Below are 14,792 nucleotides of genomic sequence, written 5' to 3' on the forward strand. Positions count from 1 at the left end.
TGTGCATGCACATCGATGTTATGTGAGGGTGACCGGCGTCCGGCAGGAGCGCTTGGGCGACATTACGGAGGAGGACGCTTGGAAGGAAGGCTACCCGTCAGTGGAGGCGTACCGGGAGGCGTTCGAGAGGATATACGGGTTCTGGGACACGGACGCCGAAGCGTGGTGCTGGAGTTTGAGTTGGGTGTAAGGCTTACGGTTAGTATTTCAAACGTCCGTGTCCGGGCAAATTTTTTGACCCTGTTTGTCGGACAGTTCGACAAAAATCTGCAAAAAGTACCCGTTGCTTTTTTTGCCATATGTTACTTTACAGGAGGAATCGGCGGGTAGCGGAAGAATAAGGAAGACGGGGAGGTGGCACGGGTTAAGACTAGGCGATAAGGGTCACCGAAAAGGGAGCCGGAGCAGGAGCCAGGTGATATTCGGGTGCAGAGCGCTGCCGGGTGCCAGAAATACGATCCCGTCGAGACTTTGAAAGCCACGGTTAAAGTTAGCGTTTACTTTTTCCCTTGGCCCACATGGCCCCTCCTATGATTGGTATAAAGGTCTATTATACGGAGCCTTAAGGCTGAATATGATCGGACGTTGAGAAACGGCAAGGAAGAGGACTGAAAAATGAAGAAATTATTGGCCATCATAATTATTTTTGTGTGTCTTGTCGTGGCAGTCCACCGCGATTTCATAGTGAGTTTTATTATCGGTGATATGGACCGGTTTGAAGGAAGGCAGGAAAGAATAGCCAGAGAGTACCTGGCATATCGGAAGGGCATTGCTGCTGAAGATATACCTATGGGAAGGCCTAATTACGAAGAGGGTCATAGTAGTCTTGCTCTTTATGGAGATTTTGCCTTTGATTTTGATTTAGACGGTCGAATATATACAGTTATTCACGATGGTAACTGGTGGCGCAACGCTTTGAGGATTAGGGGACCAATGAGTATGCGGGTGCGGTTGAATATAATACAACCGCACGACGTTGTTATTGACGAAAGCATACAGCCTCAAACCCGGAATCCGAAATCAATTGATGAAGCCGTAAGCTTTGCAATTAAAACACAGAACCTGGATGCGTATTATAAAGGAGAAATTGCCACAGAGGGACACATCATCCTTGATGTGGAGGAAAATGATGGAATTATTAAGGTGTATACAATAGCAAGTTTTGGATATTTTGGTTTTGAAAATGGTATATTTACTAAGATCAGCGGAAGTGGGGCTATTCCAACGGTTATAACCTTTTCCAAAAACGAAAAAGGTGAGTATTCTTTGCTTGAATATAAGGAGCCGATGGATGGAGCGCTTTATATAGACTCACTAAAGAAGATGTTTCCTAAAAAGCTTTACGATACAGTGCTTTCTGCTGATAAATATTATCCAGACCTTGTAAGGCAGGAGGAAGCAGAAGCAGCAGAGTATTTAAAAAGCATTGGGAGAGCGGCAAAGGTAAGTGGAGCTTATGTAGAAAAGAAGCTTGTAAATATAAATTGTACAGGCGTCCAACAGATTATTTGGCGGAACAGAATTTCCTTTTCTGAATGAATATCCGTTCTGGATTGGAACAAGAGAACGGATTGAAAATGGTGTTAGATATATTTATGAGACTTCCCAAAGTAAAACTAGTGATGGTTACGACCTTGTAATTTTTAGGAAGACAAAGGAAGATGGAACTATAGTTGAAGAATATAAATATAAAATTGTGGAAAGTGAGCCACAGCTTATAGAATAGACAAAGCCCTCTCAAAAAATGGAGGAAAGAGAATGCGTGGCCGAACCTGTCTCATCATTCTTCTTTTTATTGTTCTGGCCGTTCTCTTGGGTGGCTGTCAGAGGGGCCAACCAAGCGTGGCGAAAACAGAGATACCTTTGCTTATATTTCAGCAGGTACCGGAAGGACAGGCAGCTTTTCGAGGAGTATGGAATCCGGAAGCTGGCACCCTCGAAGTAGATGCAAATCCTTCTTTTGCCCTGAAAGGTGCGGAAGGAACGGATATCTCGCCGCTTTACTGGGACGGCGGGCCACAAATTTATCTCTTTGCAGAACACGAAGGGAAAGCGGCGGTCATAAACCACGGCCCTACCCTGCAGGCTTCCGTGGTGCGGCATACTGGGCTTCCGCCCGAGGCAGTGGCGCCGGTTTTTTATGCCAGCGGTGACCGCCGGTATGTCGCCTACGGGCTGAGGAATAACCTGGGCATAGTAGAAACCGGGCCAAACGGCACAAAAAAGTGGCTCTTCTCCGCTCAGGAGGCCTCTCCCAACAAATCCCAGAATCCAAACTCTAAAGCAGGCGTGTTTACCGACCCCAAAACCGGGCTGCTTGTTGACATCGTCACCCCAGACCCGAAGGGTCCACAACCGCCAGATCCAGACTCCCTGCCCGAAAAAGGAATGAAAAATTTGCCGTCTCTGGGCAATGGCGAGCTGGTACCGCTTTTCCTGGCCGAGCGGGAAGGCCGGTTGGTGGTGCTGGCAGTGCTGAACAGGCCTACCGCGTCAGAAGAGCTTTCCTGGTCAGGATTGACGCAGTGGGGCAAGCGGCCTGGGTTCCGGTAGCGAGAAAAGGCGACCCGCAATGTTCTTTTATCGCCGGTGCCGGGGTTAAGGCAGGTCTTTACGGGTCACGCCTTTACCTGGAATCCCCCTGCGGGGAAGAGATTCAGAGCTTATCCCTGGATGAGGAAAAGCCGCGGCTGGTAAGCGAAGAGGGCCTCACACGGGAACTGAAGGCAGTTATGGCGGATAATGCACCGACCGAAGGGCAGGTCCGTCCCAGTTTCGGAGCCTACCAGGGCCTTTTGCTGGTCAGCACCCTGACCGGCGGAGCGCAGGGCCGGGGAGACGAGACCGAATGGCTGCTCGCTTTTAAAGAAGGGCGGCTCTTGGGGAAAATGGCTTTAAGGCTTGGGACCGGAGAAGCAACGGTTTATGCGAACGGCGCTACAAAACATCACCAGCTTCCTTCGCCGGTAGCACGGCTCCTTTACCCGGCGGGGTGGTGAAGGCACGTACTCTTGGCGTGTCCTGACCCGAAGTCGGTGGGGGAGGTATTTGAGGGCCGGATGTCCTTTTCGAGGATACCCGGCCTTTTATTCTTCGTGGAATGCCAACTCCGTCCACCAGTGAGGGTTAAATTACCGGAAGTAACCATTCACTTATGTGAGGTGACTGCTGTCCGGCGGGAGCGGCTACTGTGTCTGGTCAAAAATTTTGACTCTGTTTGCTGGACAGTTCGACAAAAATCTACAAAAAGTACCCGTTGCGTTTTTTTTTGCTATATGTTACTTTACAGGAGGAATTGGCAGGTAGCGGAAGAAAAGGAAGGCGGGGAGGTGGCACGGGCTAAGGCGGGGCGATAGATTTGCGGGTATTTGGTTGACCGGTTGGGTTGAGAAGGGAAAAATGAGGGAAGGGGAAATTTCAAAATTCAGGCGGCATCCGTTTATGGCAAGACTTGGTGAATTAAAGAACTAAAGTGAACGAGGAGGTATTCAGATGAAGTCGGTTAAGAAAAAATTGAGCCTTTTGCTCGTGCTCGTCTTATTAGTAAATATGCTGTTGCCAGGCATGAGTGCGCTTGCTGCTGAAGCAAATAATTCTGTTGTTCCGACTGAACTGAGTAATGCAAGCAACGAACATATACTGTCTCCTGGTTTTTATAACAATATATTAGAAATTAGTGAACAGGATAAAATGGAAATACAAAGGTTTTTAAAAGAACGGGAAAATGTGCATGAGACCTTAAGAAACGAAAGAGGAGCAGGATACGTATGCACAGCAGCTGCACCGGCGGTGGTAGCAGTATATTTTATTCCAGGAATAGGAGAAGTAGCTCTTTTAGCAACGGGAGCAATTGTTGTTGGAGGCATTACGTATTACGCCGGATCGTGGATGTATAACAAAATTATGCCATATATTATTGGGTTTCATATACCAAAAAGGCTGATGAAAAATGGTAATACGGTAGATTTAAGCAAGTTTAATAAGAAGATTAGAGGTAAACAAGCTTACAAAGAGGACGGTGGGTGGTATATCGAAAAAGACACAGCCGGGCATGGAGGAAGTAAATGGAAATTAAAGAAACCCAATGGAGAGAGAGTTGCTTCTCTTGACGAAAAGGGGAAAATTTTAAGGAAATAAGGGGGGTTGTCAGTGAGCATAAATGAGGTGTTTGGAGACGGTAAGAACATAGAAGCCTTTCTGGAACAACTAGAAGAGATAATCCAAGAAGACAGATACTATCTCATAGACATACTGCCCATGACCGTTCAGGATCCAGAAAAGTACAGTCAGTTTGAGTTGGTGTGGGAGTACATAGTAGAAGAGCCCGCGAAACAAAAAGTGTTTCTGGCCGAAGAAGACAAGTTTGTGAGTCTTTTTAAGAAGGTGTGGTTGTACAATAAGACGAAGGCATATGTGTACGAATCTGACCGTTCTGAAGAAGCACTTCTCAATCTGATACATAAGGATGCGGAAACTTTGCGCTGGATAAAGGAAAGCGAAGATAAAACGAGGTTGATAACAGATGTAGGAGAGCTAGAGTTGCTAGTTCGGTTAGGAACAAGAGATATAGTAGACAGCATCTTGGTTTTCGAAGACATGGAAATCGTTTGTTGGTCAGGAGGAGGGTTGGCATGGCCTATCTATGTTAACAAGCCGGATGTAATAGAACTGGTAAAAGAAATGGCCAATGTAGAAGGGCTTTATTTATACAGGAAAGCATAATATGGATGTTTTAGCAAGAGGAATACAAATACAGAGTGAGTCAAGAGGTTCCGGTTGTTTTTCCTTCCCAGAAGTGGGGCTAGATGGCATCCTTATTTTTGTTTGCCAGCATAGCAGTGAGATCAAAGACAGGCCATTGGAGAATTTAATAAATGGCTGGGGCGGTCCGAATACGTGCTACATTAGAGGTGTACACTTCTCCTCGGCTCAATTTCAAAAGTAATTTGAAAGGAGTGATTCTGTGAAAACGAAAGCGGCACTGCTGTTAGTTATATTTACGGCAGTGGCCCTGGCATTAGGATGTGTGAAAAACGCGACCAACGAATCCGGGAAGAACCCGCCGGCAGCGCAAGGTGGGAGCGAGCTTGCGCCAGTAGCAAAAAGCGGGGAGCACGAAAATTTTAAGATTCTCGAGAAGCGCCTGACGGCAGAGGATATCGCTGAGTGCAAGCGAGTCATTGAAAAACATTTCGAGGCTCTGAAGAAGCATGATGTTGAGTTGCTCGATTCTACGATGTACAATCCCACCGGCGTCAAAACGGGACCCGACGACCCTCAAATTTTGCGGATAAAAGAGGCTAAAGTCTACCGGATCAACGAGAATCCCAGGTGGTTTAGCTTAGAAAGCTTGCAGGGAGCAGGAATTTCCCGGCTATCCGGCAAGACCTGGTATAAGGTTGCCATACTAAATGTCGATCGACTGCTGGTCCTGGCCTACGAAAACTCAAAGGAAGTCTGGCGTAACGAAAGCAACGTCGACTACATCCTGGTCAAAGAAAAGCCGGAGTCGCCTTGGGTTATTTTAGACGCTGGTAGGTAGTTGCAGCAGATCGTTGAAATCCGTGGCGGCAGCTTGCTCAGGAGGGGCTTCCCCTCCCTTCGTTCCATTTTCGGGGAGGAATTGTGAGATGAGCTGTTTATTGCCTAGAAGATTGTTGCTCATTTTCTTTGGCCTTGCCTTTCTCTGCTCTGTTGCGGTGGCCGCGGATTTGAGTGGGTGCCGCGGCGCACAGAAAGGGGCGGCGGCCTTATCTCCATCTCTCATGCGTGATCGGTTTACCAGATATGTTACTTATTTCCATCTAATACCTGGGAATTGACTGCTTTTACCCAGGGTGACAACAGGCGTTCTCTGTTGACATTGGGATCAACGCCCTCAGCCATGAAGTAAATTATGAGCAGGAGAGGATCTTCGTCAATTCCGATGAACTTGAGTACACGAGTCATTATAACCGGCGCAATAGAGTAAAACGACTCGGCCCAGCGCAAAGGAGTAAAGCGAGCGCTTTTCTCCGGAGCCAGCAACCGCATGTGGTTAAGCAGCCGGTGGCTTACAACCAGGGTCAGCATGGTCACCAGAACCAGAGATTCTACCACGGCAGGTGCCCCACTGGAGATCACATCCAACTGATAGAGACGCTTTAGTTCCTTGAAAACCAGTTCGATACTCCAGCGCGCCCGGTAAAGGAGCGCTACATCCTCTGCTGAAAGCTGTTCCGGCGTGATGTTGGTGAGGTAGAAATGATACGTCTTGCTTTCCTCATCGAGCACTCCCACCAGGCGGAAGGTTTCTTTAACCTTCGGTGTGCCGCACGTGGGACGATAGATCTCGAACGCCCCGTCTTTCTCGGTTTTCTTGACTTTGCCTTTGATGGAGACCTCCACCTCAACGTCGATTACCTCCCCTTTAAGCCGGGGTAGTACCTCCTTGAGCTTTTTGCCGGCAATGTCGACCGGATTACCCCGGTAGGCACGTAGCACTGAGACGATGGTCGGGTTGGCCGATTGCTTGAGCCTGCTTACGAAATAGCCTTTATTTCTTCTAATCCTGCTGAACAGCTCGTACTTGAAATAGCCGAGATCAAACAGGAGGATGTTATCCTTAACCCAGGAGCCGACGCGCATGGTTTTGATCTCAGCGGTCTTGCCGGGATAGATGGTAATGCTCTTCGTGTTGCCGGTGACCCCGATGACGGTATGTATCTTGAGCTCGGCCTTGCCCCTCGCCCCGGGAAACTGTTCGGCCAATTTATCGTGCAACCTGATAATGGTGCCGTCTGCCACCATCAGGTCCTTGAATCCCTTTAGTTTATCTGAAAGCGTAAGGCTGGCGTGGCTGGCCAGATCCGCTATACCGTACGCGTAGAACCTCCTCGCGAACATTATTTGGAGGAGAATTCCACAAAGGGAGGGGCATACTCCTTCTTTTCAAAGAACAATTCCCGCTATTTATTTTCCAGGGACAAAGCCCTATCTCTGGCTGTTATTGGTATATCCAGGGCTTAACCGAACACAAATGAATTATACGATGTGGATTGGTATGCCGTCACATCGAGTAAAGATGTACAGCGGAAATAGTTTCGGTACAATAAAAAACATGATTTTAGCCTACGATTCCTCCCGAAAAATTTGGGAGACATGGAAAAGCAAGACCTATCTCAACGGAACTATTCCAAACGGTAGCACAACTACTAGGAAAGATTACATTGTACCACGATAATGTAGGAAGGGTGACCTTATGGGATGGAAAACGGGACTCAACGGTAGCACTCTGGGGTTGGTCGCTTGTTGTTACGCGGCGTATGTTTCTTTTCGGTTTCACGGTTTCCGTTGGTTTGACATAGGATATGTTGCTGTATACACCTTCTTTTTTCTTGTAGCGGCTATCGGAGCATTGTACCGATATCCAAGGGTTATAGCAATTTCGGGGATCTTAGCTTCGGTATGTACACTTTTAGGGATTTTCACTTACACCACGATTAGTCTCCTTTTTCTACCTGGATCACCAATAGTCCTAATCGCAGGTTGTAACTATTCAACCAGGTAATGATCAGGGCTACGTTTTCATAGGCCCTGGTGATCAACTGAAAGAGATGGTCGGAAGCCGTCTTGTCCAGGGTCAGGTACCCCACCTCATCCAGGATAATAATGATGGGCAGCGTCAGCTTTACAGCGCTCACACCAGCGACCGAAAAGAAAGGTTTATCTACTAAACGCGAAACAGGAACGGGGATCTCTTCCCGTTCCGATCTCTTTTTAAACCTATAAAGGGACGGTGAGATGGAGATATGAGAAGCCGATTCTGTATTGGCTTGGTACTTTTCTTTCTCTTTCCAACACTTGTTTTGAGCGGCTGTCAAAAGAGTCGCCCGGATGTGGCGAAGGCGGAGGTACCACTCGTCGTGCTGCAAGGAACCCCGGAGGGCCTGTTGGCCTTTCGGGCAACGTGGACGCCGCAAGCTGGCACCCTCGAAGTAGATGCAAATCCTTCTTTTACCCTGAAAGGTGCGGGAGAAACGGATATCCCGCCGCTCTACTGGGACGGTGGGTCACGAATTTATCTCTTTACAGAACACGGAGGGAAAGCGGCGGTCACAAGCCACGGTCCTACCCCGCAGGCTTCCGTGGTGCAGCACACCGGGCTTCCGCCCGAAGCAGTGGCGCCAGTTTTTTATGCCAGCAATGACCGCCAATATGTTGGTTACGGAGTAGGAAATAAGCTGGGCATAGTGGAAATGGAGCCAGGCGGGGTGAAAAAGCAACTCTTTTCCGCTCCGGAAGCAACAGGCGAGGTGGTACCGCTCTTCCTGGCTAAGAGGGAAGACCGGTTGGTGGTGCTGGCGGTGCTGAACAGGCCTACCGCTGCAGAGGAACTCTTCCTGGTTGGGATCGACGCGGCGGGCAAGGCGACCTGGGTTCCGGTAGCGAGAAAAGGCGAACCGCAATGTTCCTTTATCGCCGGTGCCGGGGTTAAGGTGGGCCTTTGCGGTCAGCGCCTTTATCTGGAATCCCCCTGCGGGGAAGAGATTCAGAGCTTATCCCTGGATGAGGAAAAGCCGCGGCTGGTAAGCGAAGAGGGCCTCACACGGGAACTGAAGGCAGTTATGGCGGATAATGCACCGACCGAAGGGCAGGTCCGTCCCAGTTTCGGAGCCTACCAGGGCCTTTTGCTGGTTAGCACTTTCACCGGTGGGGCGCAGGGCCGGGGAGACGAGACCGAATGGCTGCTCGCTTTCAAAGAAGGGCGGCTCCTGGGGAAAATGGCTGTAAGGCTGGAGACCGGAGAAGCAACGATTTATGTGAACGGTGCAACGAAACATCACCAGCTTCCTTCGCCGGTAGCACGGCTCCTTTACCCGGCGGGGTGGTAAGATATATGCTCTTGGCGTATGCTAACCCGAAGCAGGTATTGGAGGATCAGTAGTCAGCCAGTGGGGAAGTAGCATTCGGAAAGCCGGACGTCCTTTTCTAAAGACGCCCGGCCTTTTGTTCTTTGTGAAAGGTTAGATCCGTCTACCAGTGGCGTGCTTGCCGCGGGAAACCGTTCGCCCGAGTGCGGGTTACCGCCGTTCGGCGTGAGCGGTTGGGCGACATTACGAAGGAGGACGTCCGAAGGGAAGGCTACCCGTCAGTGAAGGCGTACCGGGAGGCATTCGAGCGAATATACGGCTATTGGGACCCGGACAGCGAGGTGTGGGTGGTGGGTTCGAGCTGGTTGGGCAATCCTGGCCACCGTTTTGCAATTCTGTCAGGGCTACTTTGCAATTTTACCCCCAATTCTGTAAAGTACAGTTGGCAATTTAGCTACACGGGCAGGTTACGTCGCCAGTCCTCGCCGCCGTAAGACAGCCTTGATGGAACGCAGTGAGAAGACGACTTCAGGTTTTATAGCGTGGCTGCCGCACCAGAGTTCGCAGTGGTGCCGCCCATCTTCCATAAGGTAGATAAGCAACTCCCAGAAGCCCTGATGATATTTCTGCCACGTCTGATGGCCATCGGGGGGTCTGTCGTAGACTATCTCCCACCCGTTTTCCGTGAGAAACTTTTCTGTTTTTTCAGGTACAAAGGATTGTTGTTTTTGCACAATAATCCCTCGCTTTTTTCTTCTACCATAATTAATTGGCTGTAAAGCCGAAAAATTTCATGCTTTATGCGATTTTTATTAATGAGGAAAACCCTGTCGATCCGACACCGTTCGACAGGGTTTTTTCTTGACGCATTTTCCTGGAAGTGGTTTCATTGAATTTGGTGTAATTTGGTGAAAGGGGGAAATTTTTATTGGAACTCGATAGGACGATCCTGCGACTGGAGAAAGCCAGGAGAAAGCTGCTGGCTACCGATCCAGGCGACAAAGAAAAGCTCCTGGCAGCCAGCCGGAAGGTGGATAAGCTGGTGCTGGAGTATTACCGGGTGAAGCATGGCCCCAGGGCAACAAAATTTGCGACAGGAAAGTAACTTTTTCGTTTCAGAGAAGGATTCTACGCCAGGAAGTGGAGGACCTGGCCAGCACTGTGACAAGCGCGCGCCTCCCCTACTCCGTGCCCGAGGTGCGGGCGCTGGTTGTCGTGCCGGTGAAAGCGGGCGGAAAGACCCTGGGCACTTTAAAGATCTATTCTCCCGAGCCGCGGCGCTGGTCAGAAGAGGAAGTCGAATATCTGGTCATCATTGCCTCTCAACTGGGCCTGGCGCTGGAAAATGCCCGCCTGTATTCCTCGCTGCAGAAATATTACCTGAATGTCGTGCAGGCACTGGCGGCTGCCCTGGAGGCCAGGGACGCTTACACCAGGGGTCACTCCTTGAGGGTTGCAAAGCTGGCGCGTTTGTGCGCCCGCTTCCTGGGACTCGGTGCCGGAGAACAGGAGCAGGTGTATATGGCCGGGCTCCTGCACGACATCGGCAAAATTGGCGTCCGCGAGAATATTCTTCTCAAGCCGGGTCCCCTCACTCCGGAAGAAAGGAAAGAAATGCAGGGTCACCCCGAGGTGGGGGCCAGGATTCTGGAACCGGCCGGGTTCCCCGGCGGAGTTACGGCAGCCGTGCGGCACCACCACGAAGACTACGGCGGCGGGGGCTACCCGGACGGGCTTTCAGGAGAAGAAATTCCGCTCCTGGCGCGCATAATCCGCGTGGCCGACGCATACGACGCCATGACCTCCGCCAGGCCCTACAGGAAAGCACTTACCCCGGACCAGGCGTTCAATGAACTGAAGCGGTGCGCGGGCAGTCAGTTTGACCCCCGGGTAGTGGAGGCATTCCTGCGAATCCCCGGGGACGAAATGGTAAATATTGACGTAGCAACTCTTCTGGCTATTTTAGGAGAAATTCTCTTTTTGTTCAAACAGGTGCGGTGACGGCCGCGGCGCGCTCCGGATGAAAAACCTCTGAGGGGAGAATCTCACCGTTTTCTTCCTGCAGCAGTTTAAGGAAAATTTCCACCAGGTGAGGGTCGAACCGGGTTCCTGCCCGCTGCTTGAGTTCTGTCATGGCTTCCTCCCCGGGCATGACTTTTTTGCCGGGCCGGCCGGCAGTCATGGCCTCGTAGGCGTCAGCTATGGCAAGAATGCGGCTTAAGAGGTGGATTTCTTCCCCTTTTAAACCCTGCGGGTACCCCCGCCCGTCCCACCACTCGTGGTGCTGCAGGATTAGCTCAGCCACCGGGGTCAGTTCGGGTGAGCACCTTGCAATCCGGTATCCTACTTCGCAGTGGCGTTTCATTTCTTCCTCTTCTTCTTTTGTGAGTGGTTCATTTTTACGCAGGATGTGATCCGGGAGGCCCACCTTTCCAATGTCGTGCACCTCGGCCAGCAGAAGCAGGTTGTCCATCTCCCCCGTGGAAAGGCCTGCTGCCTTCCCCAGTAGCCACGCCAGTTCCTTAACCCGCCTGGCATGCTTATCAATGTGGGGGTAATTCCTGAAAAGCGCTGCCAGGAGGGAACGGCCTACATCGTACCTCTCTGCAGCACAGCGCTGTAACTTGTCACGGTACATTTCATCGTCTGCCTGCTTGTAAGCGTCGTAAACGGACCTGCGGGGGTTCTCCGTGACACCCACCCCGGCGGAAATGCTGAGCGGGATGACAGTGTGACCCCTGTTGAACTTCTCCCGGGTTTCCACTAAAATCGAGCAGGCTTTCTGTGCAGCTTCCCTATCCCTTGCCGGCAGGATGACGGCAAACTCGTCGCCGCCTACCCGGAAGGCTTCTTCTCCGGGGAACACTTCGCGGATCAGGGCGGCAGCCTTTTGAAGCAACTCGTCCCCCTGCCTGTGACCCAGGCAGTCGTTGACCGGCTTCAACCCGTCTACGTCACACACAATGACGCTTACCGGCCGCACGCCCTCTTCATCCAGCTGGCGGATTTTCTGCTCGAAGTAATTGCGGTTGTAAAGGCCGGTCAGGCTGTCAAAAACGCTCAGGCGCCTGAGTTCTTCCTCCATTTGCTTTCGCCCGGTTATGTCTATGATCATGCAGAAAACCTCTTCCACTTTTTCGTCCTGCTTCACGGGGACCAGGGTTAAAAGCGCCCACCGCAGGTCTCCCTCCGGCGTTTGAATCTGCCATTCCCCGGGTTCGACAACCTGACCGGTTTCCCATGTCCGGGTCAGGAGCTTTTGAAAATCGGCCGCCGGCCTTATCCGGGTGAGCCAGTCCCCGTCCTTTAGCAGCGCATCCTGGCCGAGGATTTTCTGCACTTCCCGGTTGTAGTGTAAAATCCTTCCCTCCCGGTCAAAGGATAGGGCACCCACCATGGGCATGTTTTCGAAAACCAGCCGGAAGCGCTCTCTCAGCTTTCTGGTTTTCCTCTCCCAGATGTGGAGCTGCAGGATATTTGCCAGCCGCCCGGAAAACACGTCCAGCAGGCGGCGTTCGTTCTCCAGGAAGTCTTCGTTTCTTTCAAGGTAAAGATTCCCGAGAGGAGGGCTCCCCAGTTCCTTAAGATAGACCCTCCCTGGACCCCGGTTCTGCCAGGGCTGTTCCTTGAGAACGTTTACTTTGTTCCGCCCGAAGCCCCAGGTATGGCAGGTGGACTGCCCTGTGTCGTCGTGGAGGACGAGGGCTGCCCGCTGGACCCCGAAAAGCCGCACCGCTTTTTCTACTACTTCATCAAAAAGGTCTGCTTCTGAACCGGGCCAGGCAAGCGAGGAAACCTCGTACAGAAAGGCCAGCTCCAGCGCGCCGGGGTTCATCACAAAGACGTCCCTCCCATGGCGATGAGAAAAGTTTTGTTGTAAAAGAGGGGGGGGCCGCTGGCGCAACTGCCAACTTCCCCAAAAGTCAGAAAACCCGCCACCGGCACCCCGCCCAGTGTATTCCGGATCGCTTCCAGTTCCCGGTCTGCATGTTCTCCCATTAACAGAAAGCGGGACACGCAGTCGAAGATCAGGGCGAAGCGGGGAAAGTTCACAGACTTCCTGGCCTGCACGGTTGCCTCAAGGGCCGCCCGGGTAAGGCTTTCGGGACTGGTGTAGCGCATGAGGTGGGCCACGGCACGGTAAGGGACTTCTGTGACAAATTCAATCGAATCGTCTGCACCCAGTTTGAAAGGATCGCGGATAATGAATCTTCCGGTGAGGTCCGGTACCCCCAGCGGGTAGCGGACGGCGCAGTCAGGAAACTCTTCGCTCGTTATCCCCCCGAGCCGGCGCGAATAGACCTGAAAGGCCGGTTGCTCATCAATTTCGAAGACAACCTTGCCCCTTGTCCTGGTGATGAGCAGCGGAGGGCCGAAAGGTTCCCAGCCGTGACCCATCCCGGTGGCAAAGGAACACCCGGCAACCAGGGCCGCAGCTACCGCGCCGCTGGCAACGCCGGTTTCGGTCATCTGGTATGTCCTGAAAAAGTGCATGTTATCTCCGGTTCCCCCGCCTGCATATGTAAACCGGGAGCCCAGCACGTCGTAAATACCGCGCAGCATCCGTGCAATGTTGCCCGCCAGGCCGTCGGGAAACACAAATACAGTACCTTCGCCCGGAGTCTGCCCGCTTAAGAGCTTTTCGGCCAGTTCCCTGCCCGTTTCGTCGGCCCGTTCGCTCAGCATTTCCACCAGGGCCGTCCTGGCCGTAATCCCTTCACCGGCGAGCGTCACCACTTCCACACCGTGCTTTTTGATCCCTTCTGCCGTGATGATTCCCGCTCCGGACGCGCCGACCAGTTTTGGGGTCCCCGTTTCGGCCATCACTGTTTCGAGGATCTCTTCCTGATTGTACCCTTCGGTGGTAAACAGAAATGTGAGGGCGGGCGGTCCCGATCGGGCCGCGGCGAACCGTGCCGCCTTCCTTGCGGCTTCCCGGGAGTCCGGATGTAAACTGTACCCCACACCCACCTTCATGCGCACAGGACTCCTCTCTTCTCCAGTCCGGCAACCAGACAAGGAGATTTTCTGCAAAGGTTTTAAAAACCCTTCCCGGGCCGTAACAAAAAGAGGAGTCCCTTTGCAGGCCGGGCTCCTCTCATCCTTGGGCTTCTCACGGTTCGATCTTTGTTCCCAGAAGCTTGAGGAATTTCGCAAGCCACTCGGGGTGGGCGGGCCAGGCTGGTGCGGTAACCAGGTTGCTTTCAACGTAAGCCCCGCTTACCTCTACATCCACCCATTTACCTCCTGCATTTTCCACCTCGGGTTTTACCGCCGGGTAGGCCGTGCAGGTTTTCCCACGGAGCACACCTGCCGCCGCCAGTACCTGTATGCCGTGGCAAATGGCGGCGATGGGCTTGTTGGCTCCGGCAAAGTGCCGGACTATTTCCAGCACCGCGGGATTCAGTCGGATATACTCCGGCGCACGCCCGCCGGGTATCACCAGGGCGTCGTAATTTTCTGCCTTCACTTCGTCAAAAGAAGCATTCAGGGTGAAGTTGTGACCGGGCTTTTCGCTGTAGGTTTGATCCCCCTCGAAGTCGTGCACGGCTGTGCGTACTTTCTCCCCGGCCTTCTTCCCGGGGCAGGCCGCGTGAACGGTGTGCCCGACCATCTGCAGCGCCTGAAACGGCACCATTGCTTCGTAATCCTCAACGTAATCGCCGACAAGCATCAGAATTTTTTTGGCACCCATGTCTTAATTGACCGCCTCCTTTTATTAGCATTAACTGCCTTTTAAGACCCATTCGTCAGGCAGGTTTATTTTTCCTTCCCCTGACAGTGGTTTAATCTGGGCGGGATAACTTGACGGAATGGGGCTGATTGCGGTGGGTGCCCGTCCAGTTTGGCAAAGTCGGGGCAGGGTCCAGTGGTGAGATACTGCGGAAGCTTCTGTGCTTTTCCGAAGGAAAATACGCTTTCCCGGCAAATCATTCCGGG

16 protein-coding genes and 1 pseudogene are annotated in these 14,792 nt (G+C 52.0%); 11 read left to right on the forward strand and 6 right to left on the reverse strand.

Annotated features, from left to right (window positions below):
* The first annotated feature begins 22 nt into the window (after nucleotides 1-22).
* The 7 genes from G7K71_RS08945 to G7K71_RS19395 all read left to right on the forward strand — a co-directional run bounded on the left by G7K71_RS08945 (nucleotide 23) and on the right by G7K71_RS19395 (nucleotide 5,542).
* On the forward strand, nucleotides 23-190 hold the full coding sequence (locus G7K71_RS08945; RefSeq protein ID WP_313884940.1) for an ASCH domain-containing protein: 168 nt from the start codon (nucleotides 23-25) through the stop codon (nucleotides 188-190).
* Nucleotides 191-615: 425 nt separating this feature from the next.
* A complete protein-coding gene (locus tag G7K71_RS19390) occupies nucleotides 616-1,539 on the forward strand; it encodes a hypothetical protein (protein WP_243174792.1) in 924 nt (307 codons plus the stop codon).
* 219 nt (nucleotides 1,540-1,758) lie between these two features.
* Nucleotides 1,759-2,553, forward strand: coding sequence for a hypothetical protein (locus G7K71_RS08955; RefSeq protein WP_166345394.1), 795 nt, complete (start codon nucleotides 1,759-1,761; stop codon nucleotides 2,551-2,553).
* The gene (locus G7K71_RS08960; RefSeq protein WP_166345397.1) at nucleotides 2,526-2,999 is read left to right on the forward strand and encodes a hypothetical protein; all 474 of its coding nucleotides are present in this window, start codon (nucleotides 2,526-2,528) and stop codon (nucleotides 2,997-2,999) included. The genes G7K71_RS08955 and G7K71_RS08960 overlap by 28 nt, the downstream gene beginning before the upstream one ends.
* Before the next feature lie 493 nt (nucleotides 3,000-3,492).
* On the forward strand, nucleotides 3,493-4,137 hold the full coding sequence (locus G7K71_RS08965; RefSeq protein WP_166345400.1) for a hypothetical protein: 645 nt from the start codon (nucleotides 3,493-3,495) through the stop codon (nucleotides 4,135-4,137).
* 12 nt (nucleotides 4,138-4,149) lie between these two features.
* Nucleotides 4,150-4,722 (forward strand): hypothetical protein, encoded by a 573-nt coding sequence (locus G7K71_RS08970; protein WP_166345403.1) that lies wholly within the window; start codon nucleotides 4,150-4,152, stop codon nucleotides 4,720-4,722.
* A 241-nt stretch (nucleotides 4,723-4,963) separates the two neighbouring features.
* Nucleotides 4,964-5,542, forward strand: a complete 579-nt coding sequence (locus G7K71_RS19395) for a DUF4829 domain-containing protein (RefSeq protein WP_166345406.1) — start codon at nucleotides 4,964-4,966, stop codon at nucleotides 5,540-5,542.
* A gap of 248 nt (nucleotides 5,543-5,790) precedes the next feature.
* Here the strand turns inward: G7K71_RS19395 and G7K71_RS08980 are convergent, their stop codons facing one another.
* Both G7K71_RS08980 and G7K71_RS20040 read right to left on the reverse strand, forming a co-directional pair.
* Nucleotides 5,791-6,885 carry an IS4 family transposase gene (locus G7K71_RS08980; RefSeq protein WP_166345409.1) on the reverse strand — a complete coding sequence of 365 codons (1,095 nt, stop codon included), beginning with the start codon at nucleotides 6,883-6,885 and terminating at the stop codon, nucleotides 5,791-5,793.
* A 596-nt stretch (nucleotides 6,886-7,481) separates the two neighbouring features.
* Nucleotides 7,482-7,682 (reverse strand): ATP-binding protein, encoded by a 201-nt coding sequence (locus G7K71_RS20040; protein WP_166345412.1) that lies wholly within the window; start codon nucleotides 7,680-7,682, stop codon nucleotides 7,482-7,484.
* 222 nt (nucleotides 7,683-7,904) lie between these two features.
* On the opposite strand from G7K71_RS20040, the gene G7K71_RS08990 reads away from it, so the two are divergent.
* Together G7K71_RS08990 and G7K71_RS20225 are read left to right on the forward strand one after the other, a co-directional pair.
* The gene (locus G7K71_RS08990; protein ID WP_166345415.1) at nucleotides 7,905-8,873 is read left to right on the forward strand and encodes a hypothetical protein; all 969 of its coding nucleotides are present in this window, start codon (nucleotides 7,905-7,907) and stop codon (nucleotides 8,871-8,873) included.
* Nucleotides 8,874-9,043: 170 nt separating this feature from the next.
* Nucleotides 9,044-9,346, forward strand: a pseudogene (locus G7K71_RS20225) (hypothetical protein); the annotation flags it as partial.
* Here the strand turns inward: G7K71_RS20225 and G7K71_RS09000 are convergent.
* Complete coding sequence (locus G7K71_RS09000; protein WP_166345421.1) at nucleotides 9,320-9,586, reverse strand: hypothetical protein; 267 nt, start codon at nucleotides 9,584-9,586, stop codon at nucleotides 9,320-9,322. The pseudogene G7K71_RS20225 and the gene G7K71_RS09000 overlap by 27 nt on opposite strands.
* A 194-nt stretch (nucleotides 9,587-9,780) precedes the next feature.
* Between G7K71_RS09000 and G7K71_RS09005 the strand changes: the two genes are divergently transcribed.
* Together G7K71_RS09005 and G7K71_RS09010 are read left to right on the forward strand one after the other, a co-directional pair.
* Complete coding sequence (locus G7K71_RS09005) at nucleotides 9,781-9,957, forward strand: aspartyl-phosphate phosphatase Spo0E family protein (protein WP_166345424.1); 177 nt, start codon at nucleotides 9,781-9,783, stop codon at nucleotides 9,955-9,957.
* 56 nt (nucleotides 9,958-10,013) lie between these two features.
* Entirely contained in the window at nucleotides 10,014-10,853 is an 840-nt protein-coding gene (locus G7K71_RS09010) for an HD domain-containing phosphohydrolase (RefSeq protein WP_313884941.1), read from the forward strand.
* Here G7K71_RS09010 and G7K71_RS09015 read toward each other — a convergent pair.
* The 3 genes from G7K71_RS09015 to G7K71_RS09025 all read right to left on the reverse strand — a co-directional run bounded on the left by G7K71_RS09015 (nucleotide 10,837) and on the right by G7K71_RS09025 (nucleotide 14,547).
* A complete protein-coding gene (locus G7K71_RS09015) occupies nucleotides 10,837-12,687 on the reverse strand; it encodes an HD domain-containing phosphohydrolase (protein WP_243174848.1) in 1,851 nt (616 codons plus the stop codon). The two genes, G7K71_RS09010 and G7K71_RS09015, sit on opposite strands and share 17 nt — an antisense overlap.
* Entirely contained in the window at nucleotides 12,687-13,829 is a 1,143-nt protein-coding gene (locus G7K71_RS09020) for an FIST signal transduction protein (RefSeq protein ID WP_166343591.1), read from the reverse strand. Before G7K71_RS09020 ends, G7K71_RS09015 begins: the two co-directional genes overlap by 1 nt.
* 136 nt (nucleotides 13,830-13,965) lie before the next feature.
* Complete coding sequence (locus tag G7K71_RS09025) at nucleotides 13,966-14,547, reverse strand: DJ-1/PfpI family protein (protein WP_166345447.1); 582 nt, start codon at nucleotides 14,545-14,547, stop codon at nucleotides 13,966-13,968.
* Nucleotides 14,548-14,792 lie beyond the last annotated feature (245 nt).

It is taken from the genome of Desulfofundulus sp. TPOSR (assembly GCF_011393055.1).
In the GTDB taxonomy this organism is placed as follows: domain Bacteria; phylum Bacillota; class Desulfotomaculia; order Desulfotomaculales; family Desulfovirgulaceae; genus Desulfofundulus; species Desulfofundulus kuznetsovii.

Bases quoted from the DNA above. Each gene is read 5' to 3' on its own strand.
- G7K71_RS19390 (WP_243174792.1), top strand. From the start codon at position 616: ATGAAGAAATTATTGGCCATCATAATTATTTTTGTGTGTCTTGTCGTG.
- G7K71_RS08955 (WP_166345394.1), top strand. From the start codon at position 1,759: ATGCGTGGCCGAACCTGTCTCATCATTCTTCTTTTTATTGTTCTGGCC.
- G7K71_RS08965 (WP_166345400.1), top strand. From the start codon at position 3,493: ATGAAGTCGGTTAAGAAAAAATTGAGCCTTTTGCTCGTGCTCGTCTTA.
- G7K71_RS08980 (WP_166345409.1), bottom strand. From the start codon at position 6,885: ATGTTCGCGAGGAGGTTCTACGCGTACGGTATAGCGGATCTGGCCAGC.
- G7K71_RS09015 (WP_243174848.1), bottom strand. From the start codon at position 12,687: ATGAACCCCGGCGCGCTGGAGCTGGCCTTTCTGTACGAGGTTTCCTCG.
- G7K71_RS09020 (WP_166343591.1), bottom strand. From the start codon at position 13,829: ATGAAGGTGGGTGTGGGGTACAGTTTACATCCGGACTCCCGGGAAGCC.
- G7K71_RS09025 (WP_166345447.1), bottom strand. From the start codon at position 14,547: ATGGGTGCCAAAAAAATTCTGATGCTTGTCGGCGATTACGTTGAGGAT.